21 protein-coding genes are annotated in these 21,428 nt (G+C 34.8%); 11 read left to right on the top strand and 10 right to left on the bottom strand.

Annotation, left to right across the window (positions count from 1 at the left end; genetic code table 11):
• Window positions 1-32 precede the first annotated feature (32 nt).
• Together DFQ03_RS09900 and DFQ03_RS09895 are read left to right on the top strand one after the other, a co-directional pair.
• On the top strand, window positions 33-407 hold the full coding sequence (locus tag DFQ03_RS09900; RefSeq protein WP_133673007.1) for a winged helix-turn-helix transcriptional regulator: 375 nt from the start codon (window positions 33-35) through the stop codon (window positions 405-407).
• Window positions 408-577: 170 nt separating this feature from the next.
• Window positions 578-2,170, top strand: coding sequence for an amidohydrolase (locus DFQ03_RS09895; RefSeq protein WP_133673006.1), 1,593 nt, complete (start codon window positions 578-580; stop codon window positions 2,168-2,170).
• Between the two features lie 76 nt (window positions 2,171-2,246).
• Here DFQ03_RS09895 and DFQ03_RS09890 read toward each other — a convergent pair whose 3' ends face one another.
• Window positions 2,247-3,461, bottom strand: a complete 1,215-nt coding sequence (locus DFQ03_RS09890) for an RsmB/NOP family class I SAM-dependent RNA methyltransferase (protein ID WP_133673005.1) — start codon at window positions 3,459-3,461, stop codon at window positions 2,247-2,249.
• Between the two features lie 157 nt (window positions 3,462-3,618).
• Here DFQ03_RS09890 and DFQ03_RS09885 point away from each other — a divergent pair, with 157 nt between their 5' ends.
• Window positions 3,619-4,641, top strand: coding sequence for a WD40/YVTN/BNR-like repeat-containing protein (locus DFQ03_RS09885; RefSeq protein ID WP_133673004.1), 1,023 nt, complete (start codon window positions 3,619-3,621; stop codon window positions 4,639-4,641).
• Here the strand turns inward: DFQ03_RS09885 and DFQ03_RS09880 are convergent, their stop codons facing one another.
• Genes DFQ03_RS09880 through DFQ03_RS09870 form a run of 3 tightly spaced genes read right to left on the bottom strand, consistent with a single transcriptional unit; the run spans window position 4,642 to window position 6,154 of the window.
• A complete protein-coding gene (locus tag DFQ03_RS09880) occupies window positions 4,642-5,079 on the bottom strand; it encodes a hypothetical protein (RefSeq protein WP_133673003.1) in 438 nt (145 codons plus the stop codon).
• A complete protein-coding gene (locus DFQ03_RS09875) occupies window positions 5,072-5,578 on the bottom strand; it encodes a hypothetical protein (RefSeq protein WP_133673002.1) in 507 nt (168 codons plus the stop codon). Before DFQ03_RS09875 ends, DFQ03_RS09880 begins: the two co-directional genes overlap by 8 nt.
• Window positions 5,579-5,611: 33 nt before the next feature.
• The gene (locus tag DFQ03_RS09870) at window positions 5,612-6,154 is read right to left on the bottom strand and encodes an RNA polymerase sigma factor (protein WP_133673001.1); all 543 of its coding nucleotides are present in this window, start codon (window positions 6,152-6,154) and stop codon (window positions 5,612-5,614) included.
• Between the two features lie 140 nt (window positions 6,155-6,294).
• Here DFQ03_RS09870 and DFQ03_RS09865 point away from each other — a divergent pair, with 140 nt between their 5' ends.
• Entirely contained in the window at window positions 6,295-6,969 is a 675-nt protein-coding gene (locus tag DFQ03_RS09865) for a hypothetical protein (protein ID WP_133673000.1), read from the top strand.
• 85 nt (window positions 6,970-7,054) lie between these two features.
• On the opposite strand, the gene DFQ03_RS09860 is transcribed toward DFQ03_RS09865, so the two are convergent.
• Genes DFQ03_RS09860 through DFQ03_RS09845 form a run of 4 tightly spaced genes read right to left on the bottom strand, consistent with a single transcriptional unit; the run spans window position 7,055 to window position 12,160 of the window.
• Window positions 7,055-8,881, bottom strand: coding sequence for an ABC transporter ATP-binding protein (locus DFQ03_RS09860; RefSeq protein ID WP_133672999.1), 1,827 nt, complete (start codon window positions 8,879-8,881; stop codon window positions 7,055-7,057).
• Window positions 8,881-10,590, bottom strand: a complete 1,710-nt coding sequence (locus tag DFQ03_RS09855) for a phospho-sugar mutase (protein ID WP_133672998.1) — start codon at window positions 10,588-10,590, stop codon at window positions 8,881-8,883. Before DFQ03_RS09855 ends, DFQ03_RS09860 begins: the two co-directional genes overlap by 1 nt.
• A 42-nt stretch (window positions 10,591-10,632) precedes the next feature.
• Window positions 10,633-11,592, bottom strand: coding sequence for a glycosyltransferase family 2 protein (locus DFQ03_RS09850; protein ID WP_133672997.1), 960 nt, complete (start codon window positions 11,590-11,592; stop codon window positions 10,633-10,635).
• A gap of 46 nt (window positions 11,593-11,638) precedes the next feature.
• Window positions 11,639-12,160, bottom strand: coding sequence for a DUF4199 domain-containing protein (locus DFQ03_RS09845; protein WP_133672996.1), 522 nt, complete (start codon window positions 12,158-12,160; stop codon window positions 11,639-11,641).
• Between the two features lie 179 nt (window positions 12,161-12,339).
• On the opposite strand from DFQ03_RS09845, the gene DFQ03_RS09840 reads away from it, so the two are divergent.
• From DFQ03_RS09840 to mtaB, 3 genes are all read left to right on the top strand, one after another.
• A complete protein-coding gene (locus DFQ03_RS09840) occupies window positions 12,340-12,612 on the top strand; it encodes a type B 50S ribosomal protein L31 (protein ID WP_133672995.1) in 273 nt (90 codons plus the stop codon).
• Window positions 12,613-12,754: 142 nt separating this feature from the next.
• On the top strand, window positions 12,755-13,930 hold the full coding sequence (locus DFQ03_RS09835) for a GlmU family protein (protein WP_133672994.1): 1,176 nt from the start codon (window positions 12,755-12,757) through the stop codon (window positions 13,928-13,930).
• An 84-nt stretch (window positions 13,931-14,014) separates the two neighbouring features.
• Window positions 14,015-15,343 (top strand): tRNA (N(6)-L-threonylcarbamoyladenosine(37)-C(2))-methylthiotransferase MtaB, encoded by a 1,329-nt coding sequence (mtaB, locus tag DFQ03_RS09830; RefSeq protein WP_133672993.1) that lies wholly within the window; start codon window positions 14,015-14,017, stop codon window positions 15,341-15,343.
• Between the two features lie 34 nt (window positions 15,344-15,377).
• Here mtaB and DFQ03_RS09825 read toward each other — a convergent pair whose 3' ends face one another.
• On the bottom strand, window positions 15,378-15,674 hold the full coding sequence (locus DFQ03_RS09825) for a GNAT family N-acetyltransferase (protein ID WP_133672992.1): 297 nt from the start codon (window positions 15,672-15,674) through the stop codon (window positions 15,378-15,380).
• A gap of 177 nt (window positions 15,675-15,851) precedes the next feature.
• On the opposite strand from DFQ03_RS09825, the gene DFQ03_RS09820 reads away from it, so the two are divergent.
• Both DFQ03_RS09820 and DFQ03_RS09815 read left to right on the top strand, forming a co-directional pair.
• A complete protein-coding gene (locus DFQ03_RS09820) occupies window positions 15,852-16,514 on the top strand; it encodes an alpha/beta hydrolase (RefSeq protein ID WP_133672991.1) in 663 nt (220 codons plus the stop codon).
• 65 nt (window positions 16,515-16,579) lie between these two features.
• On the top strand, window positions 16,580-17,536 hold the full coding sequence (locus tag DFQ03_RS09815) for a lytic transglycosylase domain-containing protein (RefSeq protein WP_133672990.1): 957 nt from the start codon (window positions 16,580-16,582) through the stop codon (window positions 17,534-17,536).
• 2 nt (window positions 17,537-17,538) lie between these two features.
• On the opposite strand, the gene DFQ03_RS09810 is transcribed toward DFQ03_RS09815, so the two are convergent.
• On the bottom strand, window positions 17,539-18,054 hold the full coding sequence (locus tag DFQ03_RS09810; protein WP_133672989.1) for a DUF2892 domain-containing protein: 516 nt from the start codon (window positions 18,052-18,054) through the stop codon (window positions 17,539-17,541).
• 253 nt (window positions 18,055-18,307) lie between these two features.
• Here DFQ03_RS09810 and rpmH point away from each other — a divergent pair, with 253 nt between their 5' ends.
• Together rpmH and carB are read left to right on the top strand one after the other, a co-directional pair.
• Entirely contained in the window at window positions 18,308-18,475 is a 168-nt protein-coding gene (gene rpmH / locus DFQ03_RS09805) for a 50S ribosomal protein L34 (protein WP_027067351.1), read from the top strand.
• A gap of 89 nt (window positions 18,476-18,564) precedes the next feature.
• Window positions 18,565-21,417 (top strand): carbamoyl-phosphate synthase large subunit, encoded by a 2,853-nt coding sequence (gene carB, locus DFQ03_RS09800; protein WP_133672988.1) that lies wholly within the window; start codon window positions 18,565-18,567, stop codon window positions 21,415-21,417.
• Window positions 21,418-21,428: the final 11 nt, after the last annotated feature.

Genomic DNA, 21,428 nt, shown 5'->3' with positions numbered 1-21,428 from the left:
TAGAATAAAGTTTGATGGTAAAAATAATTAGCATGGCGAAGCAAAATAATAAAACACAGGCACTTGAATATTGTACGGATATGATAGGCGGAAAATGGAAGCCCATAATTTTGTATCATATTAATAAAGGCACCAATCGATTTAATAAGCTTTTTGCAGAAATTGAGGGAATAAATCGCCAAATGCTAAGCAAGCAATTAAAGTCTTTAGAGCGGTCGGGTATTCTTGATCGTACATTGTATGGTGAAATTCCGCCACGAGTAGAATATACGTTGACGCCGTTAGGTAGATCATTACTTCCGGTGGTGCAGGCAATGACTCGTTGGGGACAAAAACAAAAAGCAGTGAAGATTGAGGCACCCGATATTCAAGAAGCCCCTCAAAATCAACAATTACCTCTTTTTTAAAATCATTTTACAATATTTACTAAGGTTTTGGAAAATGAATTTTAATGCCCTGAAAAATCCTATTACTTTAAAATAGATTACTCTGGTTTTGAATTAGATAAAAATTAGTTGTTTCCGCACGCATAACAATCAATTTATGTAACTTCTAGCAGCTAATTCAAATAACCATCATGAAACAAAGAACTACACTATGTGCATTCGCATGTTGTGTATTCGCCTTAAGTGGCGTGTACGCACAAAAGAAAAGATCAAACAAACAAATTGAAAAATTAAAAACTGAAGTCGCCACTATTGTTGAGGAGAATAAAAAACAATCTCAGGTAATGGTAGATAAGATTTTTAGTTTTTCAGAATTAGGATTCCAAGAGGTGGAATCTTCGAAGTATCTAACCGGAATTTTAGCAGAAAACGGATTCGAGATTGAAAATTCTATTTCAGGGATTCCTACCGCGTGGTTTGCCACTTGGAGTAATGGTGAAGGACCTACAATTGCTTTGGGTAGTGATGTAGATTGTATTCCCAAGGCATCCCAATATCCAGGTGTTGCATATCACAAACCAATAGTAGAAGGAGCTCCAGGGCATGGCGAAGGACATAATTCTGGTATTCCGATGAATATTTCTTCCGCCTTAGCGGTTAAAAAAATAATGGAGCGTGAAAATATTGGCGGTACTCTTCTAGTTTGGCCAGGTATCGCAGAAGAGCTCGTGGCTGCCAAAGCTTGGTATGTACGAGATGGTCGTTTTGATGATATTGATATGTGCATTTTCACTCACGTTGGAAACAACCTTGGAGTTTCATACGGACCAACAAGAGGTACGGGGTTAATATCAGTGGAATATGCCTTTGATGGTGAAGCGGCTCATTCCGCAGGTTCTCCGTGGAGGGGGAAAAGTGCTTTAGATGCTGCAGAGTTAATGAATATCGCCTGGAATTATAAGAGAGAACATCTGCATCCTTTAAAACGTTCACATTCTATTTTTACGGACTCAGGTGATCAACCAAATGTGGTGCCTTCTAAAGCAGCGATCTGGTTCTATTTTAGAGATATAAAATATGAGGGAATCATGGAGATGTACGCCATGGCAAACGATATGGCTAAGGGAGCAGCTTTAATGACAGGTACAACCATGACTTCTAAAGTTTTGGGTACTGCATGGCCAAGACATTACAATAAGGTAATAGCAGAAACCATGTATTCTAATATTAAAGAAGTCGGACTGCCAGAATGGTCAGATGCTGATCAACAGTTGGCAAAAGCTGTACAAACTGAAGTAAATTCCGAGAAAATAGAAGGTTTGCCTGTAAAACTAGATGAATTGGGGCTCCCGGTGATTGAGCCTATTAGTGGTGGTTCTGACGATATAGGCGATATTTCTTGGAAAGTGCCTACGGTAACATTGAGGTATCCATCAAACATACCAGGGTTACAAGGGCATCATTGGAGTAATGCTATTGCCATGGCAACACCAATTGCTCATAAAGGCGTCGTAGCAGGAGCAAAGGTAGAGGCAATGACGATTATTGACTTTTTATTAAAACCAGATTTAATGAAAGGTGCCTGGGATTATTTTAATAATGAGCAGCAAAAAGAAACTAAATACCAACCTATGATTTCTGAAAGTGATATGCCGCCAATTTATTTAAACAAAGACAAGCAAGATCAATTTAGACCAGAATTAGAAAAGTTCTATTACGATGAATCAAAGTATGACACATACTTAGAGCAGTTGGGTATTGAATACCCAACGTTGAAAGAATAGGCGCTTGAATACTATCCATCAAAAAAGCCTTTCAATTATAAAAATTGAAAGGCTTTTTAATTTTTAGAAACTAGTATTAAATACTCTTCTCTAACAATGCCATATAAAATCCGTCAAAGCCACTTTTAGAAGCATATATTTTTTTGTCTTTTACCAAAGTGAAATCTTTACCTTCTTCAGATTTTAAGAAAGACTGAACTTGATGGCTATTTTCTTGAGGTAAAATTGAACAGGTAGCGTAAACCATTTTTCCGCCTGGTTTTACTATTTTACTGTAATTTCTAATGATTTCATGTTGGGTCTTTACTATTTTGTCAAGAAACTCCGGTTGCATTTTCCATTTAGAATCTGGGTTTCTTCGCAGAACTCCCAATCCTGTACATGGGGCGTCAATAAGAACTCTATCGGCACTACCATACAGTTTCTTGTATACTTTGGTAGAATCAATTTCGCGAACCTCAATATTATGAGCTCCATTACGTCTGGCACGTCTTTTTAATTCCTTCAATTTACTCCCATAAATATCCATAGAAATCAATTGACCTTTGTTTTCCATTAACGCTGCTAAATGTAAAGATTTACCGCCGGCACCGGCACAAGTATCTACAACACGTTGCCCAGGTTCAACATCTAAAAACTCGGCAACTAATTGAGATGAGGCATCTTGTACTTCGAACATTCCGTTTTTAAAAGCTTGAGTAACAAATACATTTGCTCTCTCAACCAATTTCAATGCAGAAGGGTGACCTTTTATAGGCTCAGCTACGATATTCTCATCTAAAAGTGCTTTACGCAATTCTTCTTTTGTAGTTCTTAAGGTGTTGGTACGCAAAATAACATCTGCAGGTACATTAAGTTTTGCTAGCTCTTCGGTCCATAATTTTTCACCTAAAGCCTTTACGCATAACTCATCGATCCAATCTGGCACAGCCTCTCTATATTTTCTTATTTGAGAAAGCTCATCGAATTTACCTTTAATTCTTCGTTCAGGGGTTGGTTCTATCTGTTTCCAATCTGGTAAACTAATACCTTTCAATACTGCCCAAACTGCCCACATACGAAATAGGTCTGGTCTACTAAAAGGAGCTTTTACTTCGGCTATTTCAGTGTATAAACGCTTGTAACGTACCATTTCATAGGTAGTTTCGGCAATAAAGCCACGGTCACGAGCGCCCCAGCGTTTGTCGTAACGCAATACTTTTTGAACTACCTTATCGGCATATTCGTTTTCGTTAAATATAAGGTTTAAGGCGTCGATCACGGCAAACACCAAATTTCTGTGTAATTTCATTAGAAGTGCTATTATTTTACATGGTCAGAAGATTTGAAGCCGTCATTGTAATGATTATCGTTTAGATAGGCTTTAGTCCTCCAAAAAATTATGGCTGCAAAGGTATTGTTTTAGAAGCGATTCCATTTATTTTTGAGCAACTTTATACCATAATCCTATGCGTTATACTTTTCTTTTGATTGTTATAATGATTTCATGTTCAGAAAGTGTGCAGCCAATTACTTTTAGTTCGGTGAATATTGAAACAGTATATTCAGATTCTTTAAGTATTAGAGCTATTGAGCTTATGGGGAATAGCTTGGCTTTCGGAGCTAATAAAGGCACTTTAGGCACTATTGATTTAACTACCGGTAAAGTGCGCACTAATATTGAAAAATATCATACAAGTGTACCGGCATTCAGAGCAGTGGCACATACATCTACCGATTTTTTTATGCTTTCAATCGAGTCACCTGCACTGCTTTATAAAACTGGAGATAATGGGCGAATGGAATTGGTGTATAAAGAGGAGGGAGAAGTCGTGTTTTATGATGCCATGACCTTTTTAAATGATAAAGACGGAATAGCAATAGGAGATTCTATTCACGGATGTTTAAGTGTTATAATAACTTCGGATGGAGGAAAAACGTGGACTAAATTGCCATGTTCTCAATTACCAGAAGGAATAGAGGGGGAAGGAGCTTTTGCTGCAAGTAATACGAATATTAAAACAATTGATGATACTATTTGGGTAGCAACCACATCTGGACGAATTTTGTTTTCTTCGGATAAAGGCCAGTCATGGGAAACTTATCAAACTCCAATTACCAATGCCGAGCCAACAGAAGGCATTTATTCCATTGATTTCTATGATAAGAATTTAGGTTTTGCAATTGGAGGCGATTATACCAATCCAAATAATTTTAAGGCTAACAAAGCAATTACAAAAGATGGCGGAAAAACTTGGCGTTTGGTAGCTGACGGTAATGAACCTGGTTATAAAAGTTGTGTTCAATTTATACCTGGAACTAACGGAACCGGACTAGTTGTTGTAGGGTTTACAGGAATAACGTACTCTTCTGATATGGGTGAAAGTTGGAAAGAATTATCTAAAGAATCTTTCTATACCATACGCTTTCAGAATGATTCTATTGCCTATGCAGCCGGTAAGAATCGTATTTCTAAACTAGTTTTTAAGTAATTATCGACCGCCTTTATTTTGACGATACTGCTTCATTAGTTGACGTTTAAACTCTTCTTCTGAGCGCAATAGCAATAGTGTTTTTTTAGAAGAAATTACTTTGCTAACATTTTTAAGAAAATTATTATCCAACACTTCTTCCTCTGCTTCAATTTGCATGTGAAGTGCTAACAGTTTTTCAGCCTCTTTTTCGGTAAGGGCATCGGCATCTTTCATTTTACCTCTAATCTGCTCATGACTTTTTCTACGTAAAATATTTCTCTTTTCCTGATACTCATTATATACAGGCCAGAACTCTTGAGCCTCTTTAGTGTTTAATGAAAGCTTTTCAGTAATGAAAGCTATTTTTAATGTATTTATCTTATCCCAATCTTGGTTTCTTTGCCCAAATGAAAGGGTAGTTACAAATAGAAATATGATTATTATGTATTTATTCATTGTCTTCAATATTTAGTTCATCAAAATCACTTACATTTTCATTTAAGTAATCTAGTAGGTTATCGCCTTCAATAGGCGAACTTAAAAAATCTGAATATTCAGTATTGGTTACTGGTAGCACCTCTGCGATTTCATAAGGAGATAACTCAAAATCATTATTCTCGAAATATGCTTCAATATCGGTATTTGCTAAATCGTTGAAACCTAATTCGCTTGAAGAGTTCCAGTTATACCCTAAAGCTATAAGTGCAATAGCAGCAATTGAAGCAGCTACGGACATTATTTTATTTATAGGAAAAAGCGGAATTACCTTTGGTTCATTATCAAGCTTTCCTTTAAGAGATTCATTAAACGATTCAAAATAATTATCAGGCACCTTAAAAGCGCTATCTTTTGGGATAGTACTTTCGGTTTTAGATAATTTATCCATTAGCTTATCCTCAAAGCTATCGAAATAGCCTTCTGGAGTTTTAAACGGAATTTTCTTGTTTTTGTTCATGATATTAGTTTGACAATCAATTGTATAAAAGGTTTAATCTTCTTTTAAATACTGCTTTAATTTTTTTATTGCTAAATGATAAGAGGCTTTTAAACCACCTACAGACGTATTCAATATTTCTGAAATCTCTTCGTATTTCATCTCCTGAAAATATTTCATATTGAATACCAGTTTTTGCTTTTCAGGGAGTGTTGCAATGGCTTTTTGTAGTTGAAGCTGAATTTCATCTCCCTCAAAATAAACATCAGCTTCTAAATTAGATAACAATTTATCTTGATAGTCAGTATCAGATACTCCTTGCAATTTTGCTCGTTGCTTAATAAAATTTAAAGCCTCATTAGTTGCAATGCGGTACATCCAAGAAAAGAGTTTGCTATCTCCATTAAAACCGTCTATATTTTTATAAACTTTAATAAAAGTATTCTGTAAAACATCATTAGCATCATCATGGCTTAGTACAATACTACGTATTTGCCAATACAAACGTTCTTTGTAAGTATTCACTAATACCTCAAAAGCTACTGCTTGCTTGCTTTTAGTTTTTAAATCTAATACTAATGTATCCTCTTCGATCACCTATAAATGAGGTTTGTTCACTGTTGGACTCCGAAATTAGAAAAAGGTTTAATCATTACATTAGGTATTTGATACTTTTTAATTGGTATTCCAATAATTAAATTTTCTATTCGTTATCAAACAAACCAAAATATATTTATATGATTTTAAAGAAAAATTATCTTTTAGTATGCTATTTAATGGCATCAATTACAATTATTTCATGTAGTGACGATAACGAAGATGTAATAATCGAGGACTTAACTGAACAAGCTGATGAAGAGGATGAAATAGTAGAAGAAGAAACCGAGAACGAAGAAGAGGCTGAGGAGGAAACAGGAGAAGAAACAGAAGAGGAAGCTGAAGAATTATCCAGCTATGTTTTATATGAAAATATTGAATTTATAGTTGATACTGATGGTTTGGATACAAAGCGTTTCTTTTCTTCAAGCACAGGAAATTTATACACATACAATGAGATTGATGCAGAAATAGCACTAACTATTGATTTAGCTTGGTATGATATGAGTCCGTCAAATCCCGGATTCTTATTTTGGATGAGTCCTGATGATTTGTTCCAAGATGAGCAAATAGAAGGCGGTACCACAACTAAAATGGAAAATACAGCAGATCAAATGACGGTTGCGGAATTTGATGCTATAACCGACGAAAGTGCACTTATTGACTTAGTTATTGAGAATGAAGATGAGGCAATGGGACCACAAGATTACCCTACTATTGTTTTGTTTGAGAATGCAGCAGGACATAAAGGTGCTATTAAAATGAAGAGTAACGACGGTCAAATTATGATTGTTGATATTAAGGTGGCTAGATAGTTAAACACTTTATATAAAAACTAAAGCCATCTGAAAAGATGGCTTTTTTAATTTATAATTTTTAGGAATAACTAGGTATAAAAATTTATACCAAAGATTGCATCTGTACAAGTTTCTTGTACGTACCATTCAGCTCTAATAGCTCTGCATGAGTGCCTTGCTCAACAATTTCTCCTTTTTGAAGTACAACAATAGTATCTGCATTTTGTATAGTAGAAAGTCGGTGAGCAATAACAATAGAAGTTCTGTTCTTCATCATCTTTTCAAGAGCATCCTGTACCAAGCGCTCGCTTTCGGTATCTAAAGCAGAGGTAGCTTCGTCCAAAATCATAATTGGTGGATTTTTTAAAACTGCTCTAGAAATGGACAAGCGCTGTTTTTGACCACCACTTAATTTATTACCGCTATCACCAATGTTAGTATCGTAACCATTAGGTAAATCCATGATGAAATCGTGCGCATTTGCAATTTTGGCAGCCTCTATTATTTCTTCTTCGGTCGCGTTTTCTTTTCCTAATCCGATGTTGTTTTTAACGGTATCATTAAATAAGATAGAATCTTGAGTAACCAATCCTAACAAACCACGAAGCGATTTTTTACTTAGATTTTTGATGTTGTTTCCATCAATGCTAATATCACCTTCGTTAACATCATAAAAACGTGTTACAAGATTGGCAATGGTACTTTTTCCGCTACCAGATTGCCCAACTAGGGCAACGGTTTTTCCTTTTTCAACTGTTAGGTTGAATTTTTTTAATACATAATCATCTTCGTATTTAAAAGAGATATTGTTAATGTGTACAGCTGTATCAAATGTTTCTTGATGGATAGGATTGTCAATCTCTGAAATCGGATTTTCTGTTTCTAAAATCTCTAAAACACGTTCTGCAGCTGCATTGCCCTTTTTAACACCGTAAGAAGCTTTACTTATGGCTTTTGCAGGTGTTAGTATTTGATATGACAATGCCATATAGGTAATAAAGAGTTCAGCTTCAAGTGTTTTATCTACCAGCACCATTTGCCCTCCATACCAAAGAATGACTCCGATAGCAGCAATACCAAAAAATTCACTTGTAGGTGAAGCCAAGTTTTGTCTATTAAGTAAGCTATTTGAGAAATTAAAAAATCTTTTAGTGGAAGCTTGAAATTTATTAGCAAAGACCGATTCGGCATTGAATGCTTTGATGACTCGTAAGCCACCTAATGTTTCTTCTAAAATAGAAAGGAAGTAGCCTTGTTCATTTTGAACCTTGTCAGATTTTCGTTTTAAAGATTTACCGATCAATGAAATTAAAAATCCTGAAACTGGAAGAAATAGAAAAACAAATAAGGTTAATTTCGGACTAATAGCTAACATGGCTATAATCGTAAAAATGATTGTAAGTGGTTCTCTTACAACTAGTTCTAAAATAGATAAAAAGGAATGTTGTATTTCTAATACATCAGATGTTATGCGGGCAATAGTGTCACCTTTCCTTTTTTCAGAATAATATGATATGGGTAGTTCTATAGTTTTGTCATAGAGTTCATTACGCAAATCTTTAAGAACACCATTACGAAGAAATGTAATGAAGTACATAGCTAGGTAATTAAAAAGATTCTTTAGAAGAAACATCGTAATTATTAATCCTACCATTATCATAAGCACTTCACCTGGATCGCTATGCTCGCTTCGTTCGGTAACATAAAAGTTTAAAGAGTCGGTAACAAAATCTTTTAAATCAGAAATACCCTTCCATTTTGGTTTGGTGTATATTTTTTCTGTTTGATTAAATAGCACATTCAACATTGGAAACAATGAAATCATCGCCAATGTTGAAAACAGTGCATAAAAGATGTTAGATATAATATTTAAAATAGCATATATCTTGTAAGGCTTCGCAAAGCGAAGAATCTTTTTGAAATAGTTCATTAAGCTAAATTAAGCTCAGCAAGAATGCTCTTGACCTTATTGTCAAGTTCTGCTGCTACTTTTTTATAATCTTCAGTTTTTTCTAATGTCGTATTTGTGCTAATGTAAAACTTCACCTTAGGCTCGGTACCACTTGGTCTTGCTGCTATTCTAGTTCCATCCTCAGTTTCGTAGATTAATACGTTAGATTTTGGAATATCAATAGTTTTTTCTTCATCGGTCAATACATTTTTAGCAATTGAAGTGTTGTAATCTTCAATCCACTTTACTTTAGATCCAGCAACAGATTCCACCGGATTTTCTTTAAAGTCCTTCAGCATCTGCTTAATTTCCTCGGCACCGCTAATTCCTTTTTTAGTGATGGAAACTAAATGCTCTTTATAAAAGCCATAGTCAACATAACATTGAATTAAGTCTTTGTAAAAAGAACTGCCATTGGCTTTCGCTTGGCTAGCAATTTCACAAGCCAATAGGGTAGAAGTAACCGCATCTTTATCACGTACAAAATCACCAACCATGTAACCAAAGCTTTCTTCGCCACCACCAATAAAATCTGACTCAGGGAAATCTTTGATCATTTTACCAATCCATTTAAATCCGGTCAAAGAAGTTTTAAATTCTACACCGTAAGCTTTCGCCATAGCTTCCATCATTGGGGTAGAAACTATAGTACTAGCAATAAATTCATTGCCTTTAAATCCTTTTTCTTTTCTTTTTTCTAGAAGAAATTTTGTCATTAAAACCATAGCTTGGTTTCCGTTAACAATTTCCATCTCTCCATCAAGGTTACGAACCGCGATACCTAGACGGTCACTATCGGGATCTGTACCTACAACCATATCAGCACCAATTTCTTCAGCCTTTTTAACAGCCATTGAAAGCGCTTCTGATTCTTCAGGATTCGGAGATTTAACCGTAGGGAAATTTCCATCTGGCTTAGCTTGTTCTTCTATAATAGTCACATTTTCATACCCACCGCGTTTCAATACTTCTGGTATAGCAGTAATTGAAGTTCCGTGTAGTGATGTAAAAACAATTTTAAAGTCATCTTTTCCTTCTGCATTAAAATTTCCTGCTTCGACAGACTGAGCAATAAAAGCTTCATCAACCTCTTTGTCGATTACATGAATAAGGCTATCATTTGCATCAAACTTTATATCTTCAAAATCAAGAGAATTTATTTCTGCAATAATAGCTCCGTCTTGTGGGGGTACAATTTGTCCGCCGTCTGTCCAATATACTTTATACCCATTATATTCAGGTGGATTGTGAGATGCTGTTAGTACAATACCAGCATGGCAATTTAAATGTCTTACTGCAAACGATAGTTCTGGTGTGGTACGCAAATCAGAGAAAAGGTATACCTTAATATTATTAGCAGAAAATACTTCAGCTACGGTTCTAGCGAGCGTATCACTATTATGTCGGCAATCAAAAGCGATAACCACTTTGATTTCTTCGCCTCTATATACTTTATTTAAGTAATTGCTAAGTCCCTGTGTGCTTTTACCCAAAGTATACTTATTTATACGATTGGTACCCACGCCCATAACGCCTCTCATACCACCTGTACCGAACTCCATATTTTTATAGAAACGATCGTTCAGTTCTTCTTTGTCGTTGGCGATAAGATGTTCAATTTCTTTTTTAACAGCTGGGTCGAAAAAATCGGTAAGCCAGGTTTTAGCAGTTTCAAGGATGTTATCCATTTGGTTTTAGTTTTATGTGCAATTAAGTTAGTAAGAATTTTACTATTCTAAAAGTACGGTGTTTATTTCTTCAGAGACAATATATCTTTTTTCTTCTTTCTTAGAACGTATTAATATTTCGCCGATGAATCCGGCAAGGAACAACTGAGTTCCTATAACCATGGCTATCAGTGAAATGTAAAATTGTGGACGGTCTGTAATTAATCTTCCAAACTTGTTTATGAATAATTTATCTATACCTAAATAGATAGCAAATCCGAATCCGATTAAAAACATTAAAACGCCCAACGCTCCAAAAAGGTGCATAGGTCGTTTACCAAATCTAGATACGAACCAAATGGTTAGTAAATCTAGAAATCCATTAATGAAACGTTCCATTCCGAATTTTGTTTTACCGTATTTACGAGCTTGGTGTTGAACTACTTTTTCGCCAATTTTAGAAAAACCAGCATTTTTCGCAAGTACAGGTATATATCTATGCATTTCACCAGATACCTCAATGTTTTTTACAACATCTTTCGCGTAGGCTTTTAGTCCACAATTAAAATCATGCAATCTAACACCAGATGTTCTTCTGGCTGCCCAATTAAATAATTTTGATGGAGTGTTTTTGAAGACGATAGAATCGTAGCGTTTCTTTTTCCAGCCAGATACCAGTTCGTAATCTTCGTTGGTAATCATATTGTATAACTCAGGAATTTCTTCTGGGTTATCTTGTAAATCAGCATCCATCGTAATGATAACATCACCGCTTACTGCTTTGAAACCGGCATGTAGTGCTTGTGATTTACCGAAATTGCGTAAAAAATGAATTCCCTTAACAGCAGGGTTTTTCTCGGATAGTTCTGTGATAATTTTCCATGAGGCGTCAGTACTGCCATCATCAACAAATAGTATTTCATAAGAAAAATGATTGGCTTGCATCACAGATACAACCCAATCATGAAGTTCTTTAAGTGATTCTTCTTCGTTAAGTAAAGGAATTACTATTGATAATTGCATGCGCGACTTCTGGTATTGTCCCCAAAAATACTACAATTACTTAGCATTAATAAGCAGCTTCTTCTTTTTTCAAGATTAATCCGGTGATCAGACCTATTATTAGTCCGATTAGCACATTTATTATTATTAAAACGGGGTAGGATATCCATGCAAAGCTTTTTTGCATTTCTATACCCTGATCAATTTGTTCTTCCGTAAGGCTTGGATTGTCTGCCATTGCTTTGATTTTTCCAATTTCAAATACTTTGTCCATATAACCAGGCTCAATAACGTTAGATAATATAAAGAAATATAATAATCCAACAATTGCAGCTATAAGTGCTACTCCAGCTCCAACTTTTAAAGCATTGGAAAGACTTAAAAATCCGCCGCCAGCTTTTTTAAATTGAACTATTGCTAGAATTATACCCGCAGCTAAAATTAAGGTTTGTGTTATTTGTATTGAGGCTCCTTGTTCGTAATGCATTTCCATTACAAAGAGCATAATGCCAAATATAACACCGATAAGACCGGTTAGCAGCCCGTAGTTCAATGCAAATTTTCCAGTTTTAGGTTGATTTTCTTCCATGATTATAGTGATTATAGGTTGTTTGGTATATTAGTATGATAAATATATCTTTTGTTACAAAAGTGAAAAAATTAAATTTAATATTTTTTTGGTTTTGTAATTGTCTGTTTGTAGAATTTCACTATTTTTGCAGCCTTAAAATGAGTGCCCGTCGGAATGGGTGCGTTAAAGTTTTTAAAATGAAAAAAGATATACACCCAGAAAATTATAGGATAGTGGCCTTTAAGGACATGTCTAATGAAGAAGTATTTTTGACTAAATCAACAGCTGACACTAAAGAGACTTTAGATGTAGATGGTGTTGAGTATCCATTGGTAAAATTGGAAATTTCAAGAACTTCTCACCCGTTTTACACTGGTAAAGCTAAATTCTTGGATACAGCAGGTCGTATCGACAAGTTCAAGAACAAATACAAGAAATTTTCTAAAGAGGAGAAAAAAGAAGAGGAATAGTATTTTTATTTCTTTAATAAATATAACGCCTTCGAAATTTTCGAAGGCGTTTCTTTTGCATTTAACTTTTAAATAAAGGAAGTTGTCTATTATTTATAGATGCTCTACGGATATTTGTTAATTTTGAAAAAAATCATCTTGTATGAACTTTATACTTTTTGATGGTCCTCGAAGGCATCATCTTTTACCCTTCACATTTACTCGTCCCGTTTCAGAAATTCGAGTAGGTATTATGACCTTGAAAGAGCGTTGGGAGGCATTTTTAAAGGTTTCGGTTACATCTTTGACCGAAGAGTATTTAAGTGTAAAATACCCTGTAAATTTAGAAGATTCTAATGTTTTTATAGATGCATCGATATTACCTTCTAACGAGTTGTTAAAAGCGGTGAAGGCTTTGCAATCTGGTGAGGTGTTAATGTCGGGCGAATTGATTATAGCTTATTTAGCTGAAGTTTCTAAAAGTGCAGATGAATTAAGTAATTTCAGTACGGTTGAATTTAAGGATGATATTGTTCAGATCAACAATACTTGGGATATTTTTGATAAAAATGCAGATATCTTACAGTTCGATTTTGATTTTATTACAAAAGGTCGAAAAAGTCAACCGATATCGAGTACCAATCAATTAATTCACCCAGAGCGTATATTTCTTGAAGAAGGAGCAAAGGTTGAGTTTAGTATTCTAAATGCTACTGACGGACCTATTTACTTGGGAAAGAATTCTGAAATTTGGGAAGGTAGTTTAATACGTGGTGGTTTGGCACTTTGTAATAATGCTATCATAAAAATGGGAGGTAAGCTTTATGGAGCGAATACTATTGGTCCGTATAGCAAGGTATGTGGAGAAGTAAGTAACTCGGTTATTTTTGGATATTCAAGCAAAGGCCATGAAGGATATTTGGGTAATGCCGTGTTGGGGGAATGGTGTAATATAGGTGCGGATTCCAATAACTCGAACCTAAAAAATAATTATGCGAAAGTCCGTCTGTGGAATTATGCTACCGAGAGTTTCGAACAAACCGGATTGCAGTTTTGCGGTTTAATGATGGGTGATCATAGTAAAACCGCTATTAATACAATGTTTAATACAGGTACAGTAATAGGGGTGAATTCCAATATCTATGTTCCTGGGTTTCCAAGAAATTTTGTACCAAGTTTTAGTTGGGGTGGAGCATCTGGGTTTACGGCATATCAACCTGCAAAAGCATTTGATGCTGCTAAAGTAATGATGGCTAGAAGAGGGGTGGAGTTTGATGAAGTTGAAGCCAATATTCTAACCCATGTTTTTGAAATAACAAAAAAATGGAGAAAGTATTAAGTATTTAGAATTGAAATTCAACTACTTAGCTTACAACAGCTAATTGAAGTTTAAGTATTTTTACACGCTCAAAGAGATTATTAGATGAAGAAGAAAGTGGCTTTTTACACTTTAGGATGTAAGTTGAACTTTTCAGAAACATCTACCATAGCCCGAAGCTTTGCAGACGAGGGATTCGATAGGGTAGATTTTTCCGAAAAAGCAGATATGTATGTTATAAATACATGCTCTGTAACCGATAATGCCGATAAAAAATTTAAGACTATAGTTAAAAAAGCGCAGAAGATAAATCCCGATGCTTTTGTTGCGGCTGTAGGTTGTTATGCTCAGTTAAAGCCAGAAGAACTTGCGGATGTTGATGGAGTTGATTTGGTTTTAGGAGCTACCGAAAAATTCAAGATTACCGATTATATAAATGATTTAACCAAAAATGATCACGGAAAAGTTCATTCTTGTGAAATAGCAGATGCTGATTTTTATGTAGGCAGTTATGCAATTGGCGATAGAACAAGAGCTTTTTTAAAGGTCCAAGATGGCTGTGATTATAAATGTACCTACTGCACAATTCCTTTGGCACGAGGTATTTCTCGAAGCGATACCTTAGAAAATGTTTTAATGAACGCGGCAGATATATCTGAGCAAGGTATTAAGGAAATTGTTCTAACGGGAGTAAATATTGGAGATTACGGTAAAGGGGAGTTCGGTAATAAAAAGCATGAGCATACTTTTTTAGACCTTGTTACGGCTTTAGACGATGTCGATGGAATACATCGGTTGAGAATTTCATCTATTGAGCCAAATCTTTTAAAGAATGAAACAATAGAGTTTGTTTCTCAAAGCAAAACTTTTGTACCTCATTTTCATATACCCTTGCAAAGTGGTAGTGATGATCTTCTGAAATTAATGAAGCGTCGTTATATGACGAATCTCTACAGGGAACGGGTAGCGAAGATTAGAGAGGTAATGCCAAACTGCTGTATTGGGGTTGATGTTATTGTAGGTTTTCCTGGTGAGACCGAAGAACACTTTTTAGAGACGTATCACTTTTTGAATGATTTAGATATTTCTTATTTACATGTTTTTACATATTCAGAGAGAGATAATACGCCAGCTGCTACAATGGATGGTGTGGTGCCTAATAAAGTAAGAGGTAAAAGGAGTAAAATGTTACGTGGATTGTCTGTAAAGAAGAGAAGAGCGTTTTATGAGAGTCAGTTAGGAAATGATTTAACTGTGTTGTTCGAAGGTGAGAATAAAGAAGGATATATTCACGGATTTACTGAAAATTACGTGAAAGTAAAATCTCCTTGGAATCCTGAATTGGTAAATACATTACATCAGGTTAATCTGACTGAAATTGACAAGGATGGTTTGGTTAGGTTTGATTTTGTAAGCGAAAAAGTAGAAGCATAAAAAAAGCCTTTCAATTGAAAGGCTTTTTAATTTATTAGATACGAATGCCGATAGGTAGCATTTCTTTATACTGTCTTCTATTCTTTCGCAGAAATCCTGCTATATGAGGACTTGTAGGTACAACTCTAAGGTTTCTTTCTTGAATAATACTTAGAACGGCTTTGATGAAGTTTTCTCTAAAATCTTCATTTGTAATTTCTTCTGGAACAACTAATTTGGTAAGGAATACCTTTCGTTCTTGAGAAGAATATTCAATTCTGGCAAGATGACCATCTACAGTAGTTTCAAATTGTCGCAGAAAAGAATTGTCATTAATGATAACATCGTTCATATAGAAAATTTTAGTGTTGTTGTTAGACAAAAAAATTACGATGTTCTCATATCGTAATTTATCATTAGGGAATACTGCATAAAATATAACATATCAAATTGTATATGTTTTTCGTATTCTCTTACAAAAGTAGTTAAAAAATACTTAATTTCCTAGTTTTTACTACGCTTCGTGCCTATGACAGATAATGTAATTCATGTGTATTGTATGCCGGGTATGGCGGCAAGTCCTGCTATTTTCGAGTATATAAAACTACCTAAAGAAAGCTTTGAACTTCATTTTTTAGAATGGAGTATTCCTGTAAAAGGTATTTCATTTGATGATTATGCAAAAAACATGTGTAGTAAAATACAACACGAAAATGTGGTGTTGTTGGGGGTTTCGTTAGGCGGACTACTAGTTCAAGAAATGTCTAAATATCTTGGGGTAAGAAAAGTAATAATTGTGTCAAGTGTAAAAACTAGATATGAGCTGCCAAAGCGTATGATGTTTGCTAGGTATACAAGTGTTCATAAACTGCTTCCTACAGGTTTGGTCAACAATGTAGAATTATTGGCTAAATATGCATTTGGTGAAAGTGTAACGAGACGTCTTTCGTTGTATGAAAAATATTTATCAGTTAGAGATAAAAGCTATATAGATTGGTGTATAAACGAGCTGGTAAATTGGAAACAAGAGGAACCATACGAGAAATTGGTGCATATACAGGGTGAAAAGGATACTGTATTTCCAATAACAAATATTAGCAATTGTTTACATGTGCCGAATGGAACCCATACTATGATAATACATAGGGCAAAGTGGTTTAACGAGAACTTGCCAACAATTATTTTGGAATAAGATAGTTCTATATATACCTTTGGTAGACTAAAGTATTGGTAGAAATAATTTAAAATATAAAATTCATGAAAACTATTAAGAATATATTGATGTTGTTAGGTGTTGTATTCGTTGCGGGTACATTGATATTTGCTGTTGGAAACACTGATGGTATTGTTAGCAACGATAGGGTGGTTGCAAATGATAGTGTTCAAACAAACGTATCTAAGTCTTATAGGATTTCATCAATTGACATACCTGCCGATTTGAATTTTGCAGGAGAAATTGTTCCTCAGGCAGATCCTGAAATCATGGAGCGTATAGATCGCGAATTTTTAGTGAATACCTATTGGCAGTCAAATGCCGTATTACTTATTAAAAGAGCAAATAAGTATTTTCCTATAATTGAGCCAATTTTAGCTAAAAATGGAATTCCTGATGATTTTAAATATTTAGCTGTAGCTGAAAGCGGATTGACAAATGTGGTTTCGCCAGCAGGTGCAACTGGTTTTTGGCAGATAATGAGAGAAACAGGTAGGGAGTATGGTTTAGAGGTGAATTCAAATGTCGATGAACGTTACCACTTAGAAAAGTCTACAGAGGTTGCTTGTAAGTACTTGAACAGATGGAAAGACAAATATGGTAGTTGGGCATTAACTGCAGCTGCTTATAATGCAGGTCCAGGTGCTATCAATAAATACATGGGCATTCAACAAGTAGATAATTACTGGGATCTATTACTTGGTAGTGAAACAGGTAGGTATGTATTCAGAATTATGGCAATCAAAGAAATCCTTTCCAATCCAGAAAAGTATGGTTTTCATATCGAGAAAGAAGATATGTACGAAGCGGTACCGACATTTACTGTGGAAATAGATGAGCCAGTAAGTGATTTTGCTAATTTTGCGCAAGAATACGAAATCAACTATAAAATATTAAAGCGCCACAATCCTTGGCTGAGAGAGGCACATTTAAATAATAATTCTCGTAAGAAGTATACAGTGGAAATTCCAAATAAAGGATACTATAGAGAGGCTAAATAAGATTAGATTTTCTTCAATTGTTGTTGCATCATTTTAATTTGATCCGTCAACATATTGTTTTTATCTAATTTCTTGGCTTCGTTAAGTAGCATTGTAGCTTCTCTTTTACGACGTTTTTGCATAGAAATACCTGCTAGGCTCAATTTAGCCATAGCAACATCATAATCCATAGTTAAGCCAAGCTTTAGTGCTTTTTTAAAGTATTTCTCAGCTTGGGTTAAATTCGTTTGAGAGAATATAATACCGTGTAGGTAATTATAGTAACCTTGTTGCTTAACCGTTAGTGCCCCTTCAGGATTTTTAATTTTATCCAGCCAATTCTTTGTTCCGGTTAAATCTTGCTTACGCATTCTTAAAAACGCCAAAAGAATAATTTCATTTCTAAAATAAAGAAAGATAAATATTAAGGATAGTAGAATTAAAAATATGCCATTTCCGATATTGCCTTCTATAAATTGGTATACGGAAAAAGCAATTATAAGTCCTGCAATGATTAATTTTAAATTTTTATTGAACATATTTTAAGTTTTTATATCTCGGTGATTGTTTGGTCGATATTTTGAAATGAATTGTAACCCTATTAAAATAAAGCGATTTCGGCGTTAAATTTCGATTCGGGCAAAATTAATCAAAAGCTTCGTTTTGTGACGTACGGATTTATAAAAATATTTTTTTTCATATCACTTGTTAAAGAAAAAACTCTTTGTATATTTGCGCCCAGTTTCACAGAGAATTCTGAATAATTCAAATTAAATAGAAAAGGTTTAAGAGATGCCCGGACAAAAAAGAACATATCAGCCGTCAAAAAGAAAGAGAAAGAACAAACATGGTTTTCGCGAGCGTATGGCTTCCGTAAACGGTAGAAAAGTTCTTGCAAGAAGAAGAGCAAAAGGAAGAAAAAAATTGACTGTTTCCTCTGAAACTAGACATAAGAAATAATGATTGTATAGTTTTTATAATATATAGGTGTTACTTTTCCGAAAGTAGCACCTTTTTTTTGTCCAATTCCCAAAATACTAAACTCAAAAATGCCAAAAAGAAAAGATTTAAACTCAATTTTATTAATAGGATCAGGTCCTATTGTTATCGGTCAAGCATGTGAATTTGATTACGCAGGTAGTCAATCTTTACGTTCGTTACGTGAAGATGGTATTGAAACTATTTTGATAAATAGTAACCCTGCAACTATAATGACGGATCCAACCATGGCGGATCATGTTTATTTGAAACCGTTAACTACAAAATCTATAATAGAGATTTTGAAAGAACACCCTCAGATAGATGCGGTTTTGCCAACTATGGGGGGGCAGACAGCTTTGAATCTTTGTATAGAAGCAGATAAAAAAGGAATTTGGGAAGATTTCGGCGTAGAATTAATAGGTGTTGATATCGATGCCATTAATATTACCGAAGATAGAGAGCAGTTTAGAGAGCTAATGTTGAAGATTGGTGTTGGTATGGCACCACAGGCTACAGCAACGTCTTTCTTAAAAGGTAAAGAAATCGCTCAAGAGTTTGGTTTTCCATTAGTAATACGAGCCTCGTATACACTTGGTGGTGCGGGAGCATCGATAGTTTATAAGCCAGAAGATTTTGACGAGCAATTAAGTTATGGTTTGGAGATTTCTCCAATTCATGAGGTAATGATTGATAAAGCCCTAATGGGTTGGAAAGAATATGAACTTGAGCTTCTAAGAGATAAAAATGATAACGTTGTTATTATATGTGCTATAGAGAATATGGATCCCATGGGTATCCATACCGGAGATTCTATAACTGTAGCGCCTGCAATGACCCTTTCAGATAGAACATATCAGAAAATGCGTGATATGGCGATACATATGATGCGTAGCATAGGTGATTTTGAAGGTGGCTGTAATGTACAGTTTGCTGTTAGTCCTGATGAGAAGGAAGATATCATAGCAATTGAAATAAACCCGAGAGTATCTAGATCATCGGCGCTGGCTTCAAAAGCAACTGGTTATCCAATAGCAAAAGTAGCAACCAAATTGGCAATAGGCTATACGTTAGATGAATTAGATAATCAAATTACGAAATCTACATCGGCATTATTTGAGCCGACATTAGATTATGTCATCGTAAAAATACCGCGTTGGAACTTCGATAAGTTTGAAGGTTCTGACCGTACCTTAGGTCTGCAGATGAAATCTGTAGGAGAAGTAATGGGTATCGGGCGATCGTTTCAAGAAGCATTGCATAAAGCGACCCAATCTTTAGAAATTAAACGTAATGGTTTGGGTGCCGATGGAAAAGGTTATAAGAATTATGATCAAATAATAAGCAAGCTTACCATACCGAGTTGGGATCGTGTATTTGTAATTTATGATGCAATTCAAATGGGTATTCCGCTAAGTCGCATACACGAGATTACAAAAATCGATATGTGGTTCTTGAAGCAGTATGAGGAGTTGTATTTTTTAGAAAAAGAAATAACAAAGTATACGATTGCTACGCTATCAAAAGACCTGTTGTTAGAAGCCAAGCAAAAAGGTTTTGCAGACAGACAAATAGCACATATGTTAGATTGTTATGAAAGTGAAGTGTATAATAAGCGAACAGAGCTGAATATTAATAGAGTTTATAAACTTGTTGATACTTGTGCCGCAGAGTTTAAGGCGATGACACCATATTATTATTCAACTTTTGAAGCTGAGATAGAGAAACCTGATGGTACGCGTTATGTAGAAAACGATAGTGTTGTAACCTATAAGAAGAAAATTGTAGTTCTTGGTTCAGGACCTAACAGAATAGGTCAAGGTATTGAATTTGATTATTGTTGTGTTCATGGAGTTTTAGCTGCAGCTGAATGTGGTTATGAAACTATTATGATTAACTGTAATCCTGAGACGGTATCGACAGATTTTGATACGGCAGATAAACTTTACTTTGAACCAGTTTTTTGGGAACATATATATGATATAATTCGTCATGAAAAACCTGAGGGAGTAATTGTTCAATTAGGTGGTCAAACAGCTCTTAAACTAGCTGAGAAATTATCTAAATATGGTATAAAAATAATTGGAACGAGTTTTGAATCCTTAGATTTAGCAGAGGACAGAGGTAGTTTTTCTGAGTTATTACAAAGGAATGATATTCCTTTCCCGCAATTCGGAGTAGCAGAAACTGCAGATGAGGCATTGGCACTGTCAGATGAATTAGATTTTCCCTTATTAGTGAGACCTTCATACGTTTTAGGTGGTCAGGGAATGAAAATTGTTATTAATAAAGAAGAACTAGAAGAGCATGTTGTTGATCTTCTTAGAAAAATACCGAATAACAAATTACTATTAGATCATTATTTAGATGGAGCTATAGAAGCAGAAGCAGATGCTATTTGCGATGGTGAAGATGTATATATCATCGGTATAATGGAGCATATAGAACCTTGTGGTATTCATTCAGGAGATTCAAATGCTACACTACCACCATTTAATCTTGGTGAATTGGTAATGCAGCAAATTAAAGATCACACAAAGAAAATTGCGCTAGCTTTAAATACAGTTGGTCTCATAAATATTCAATTTGCTATAAAGGACGAGGTAGTTTATATCATTGAAGCTAACCCTAGAGCATCGCGTACGGTACCTTTTATTGCAAAAGCATATAAGGAACCTTATGTAAATTATGCTACTAAAGTCATGTTAGGTGAGAAGAAGGTTAAAGATTTCAAATTTAATCCGCAATTAGAAGGCTTTGCAATTAAGCAACCGGTATTCTCTTTCAACAAATTCCCGAATGTAAATAAGAATTTGGGTCCTGAGATGAAGAGTACAGGTGAAAGCATTTTATTCATTGATAGTCTAAAAGACGATGAATTTTACAACCTTTACGCAAGACGTAAAATGTACTTAAGTAAGTAGTCTTATTGTTA

It is taken from the genome of Maribacter caenipelagi (assembly GCF_004364175.1).
In the GTDB taxonomy this organism is placed as follows: Bacteria; Bacteroidota; Bacteroidia; order Flavobacteriales; family Flavobacteriaceae; genus Maribacter; species Maribacter caenipelagi.
Note: the sequence above shows the minus strand (reverse complement) of the source record. Positions and strands in the feature narration are given on the sequence as shown.

What these genes read in the sequence shown, in the direction of transcription:
- DFQ03_RS09850 (WP_133672997.1), bottom strand. Translation starts at nt 11,592, where the DNA reads ATGCAATTATCAATAGTAATTCCTTTACTTAACGAAGAAGAATCACTT.
- mtaB (WP_133672993.1), top strand. Translation starts at nt 14,015, where the DNA reads ATGAAGAAGAAAGTGGCTTTTTACACTTTAGGATGTAAGTTGAACTTT.
- DFQ03_RS09865 (WP_133673000.1), top strand. Translation starts at nt 6,295, where the DNA reads ATGATTTTAAAGAAAAATTATCTTTTAGTATGCTATTTAATGGCATCA.
- DFQ03_RS09875 (WP_133673002.1), bottom strand. Translation starts at nt 5,578, where the DNA reads ATGAACAAAAACAAGAAAATTCCGTTTAAAACTCCAGAAGGCTATTTC.
- DFQ03_RS09825 (WP_133672992.1), bottom strand. Translation starts at nt 15,674, where the DNA reads ATGAACGATGTTATCATTAATGACAATTCTTTTCTGCGACAATTTGAA.
- DFQ03_RS09815 (WP_133672990.1), top strand. Translation starts at nt 16,580, where the DNA reads ATGAAAACTATTAAGAATATATTGATGTTGTTAGGTGTTGTATTCGTT.
- DFQ03_RS09855 (WP_133672998.1), bottom strand. Translation starts at nt 10,590, where the DNA reads ATGGATAACATCCTTGAAACTGCTAAAACCTGGCTTACCGATTTTTTC.
- DFQ03_RS09835 (WP_133672994.1), top strand. Translation starts at nt 12,755, where the DNA reads ATGAACTTTATACTTTTTGATGGTCCTCGAAGGCATCATCTTTTACCC.
- DFQ03_RS09820 (WP_133672991.1), top strand. Translation starts at nt 15,852, where the DNA reads ATGACAGATAATGTAATTCATGTGTATTGTATGCCGGGTATGGCGGCA.
- DFQ03_RS09880 (WP_133673003.1), bottom strand. Translation starts at nt 5,079, where the DNA reads ATGAATAAATACATAATAATCATATTTCTATTTGTAACTACCCTTTCA.
- DFQ03_RS09860 (WP_133672999.1), bottom strand. Translation starts at nt 8,881, where the DNA reads ATGAACTATTTCAAAAAGATTCTTCGCTTTGCGAAGCCTTACAAGATA.
- DFQ03_RS09840 (WP_133672995.1), top strand. Translation starts at nt 12,340, where the DNA reads ATGAAAAAAGATATACACCCAGAAAATTATAGGATAGTGGCCTTTAAG.
- DFQ03_RS09900 (WP_133673007.1), top strand. Translation starts at nt 33, where the DNA reads ATGGCGAAGCAAAATAATAAAACACAGGCACTTGAATATTGTACGGAT.
- DFQ03_RS09885 (WP_133673004.1), top strand. Translation starts at nt 3,619, where the DNA reads ATGCGTTATACTTTTCTTTTGATTGTTATAATGATTTCATGTTCAGAA.
- DFQ03_RS09810 (WP_133672989.1), bottom strand. Translation starts at nt 18,054, where the DNA reads ATGTTCAATAAAAATTTAAAATTAATCATTGCAGGACTTATAATTGCT.
- DFQ03_RS09895 (WP_133673006.1), top strand. Translation starts at nt 578, where the DNA reads ATGAAACAAAGAACTACACTATGTGCATTCGCATGTTGTGTATTCGCC.
- DFQ03_RS09890 (WP_133673005.1), bottom strand. Translation starts at nt 3,461, where the DNA reads ATGAAATTACACAGAAATTTGGTGTTTGCCGTGATCGACGCCTTAAAC.
- DFQ03_RS09845 (WP_133672996.1), bottom strand. Translation starts at nt 12,160, where the DNA reads ATGGAAGAAAATCAACCTAAAACTGGAAAATTTGCATTGAACTACGGG.
- rpmH (WP_027067351.1), top strand. Translation starts at nt 18,308, where the DNA reads ATGCCCGGACAAAAAAGAACATATCAGCCGTCAAAAAGAAAGAGAAAG.
- carB (WP_133672988.1), top strand. Translation starts at nt 18,565, where the DNA reads ATGCCAAAAAGAAAAGATTTAAACTCAATTTTATTAATAGGATCAGGT.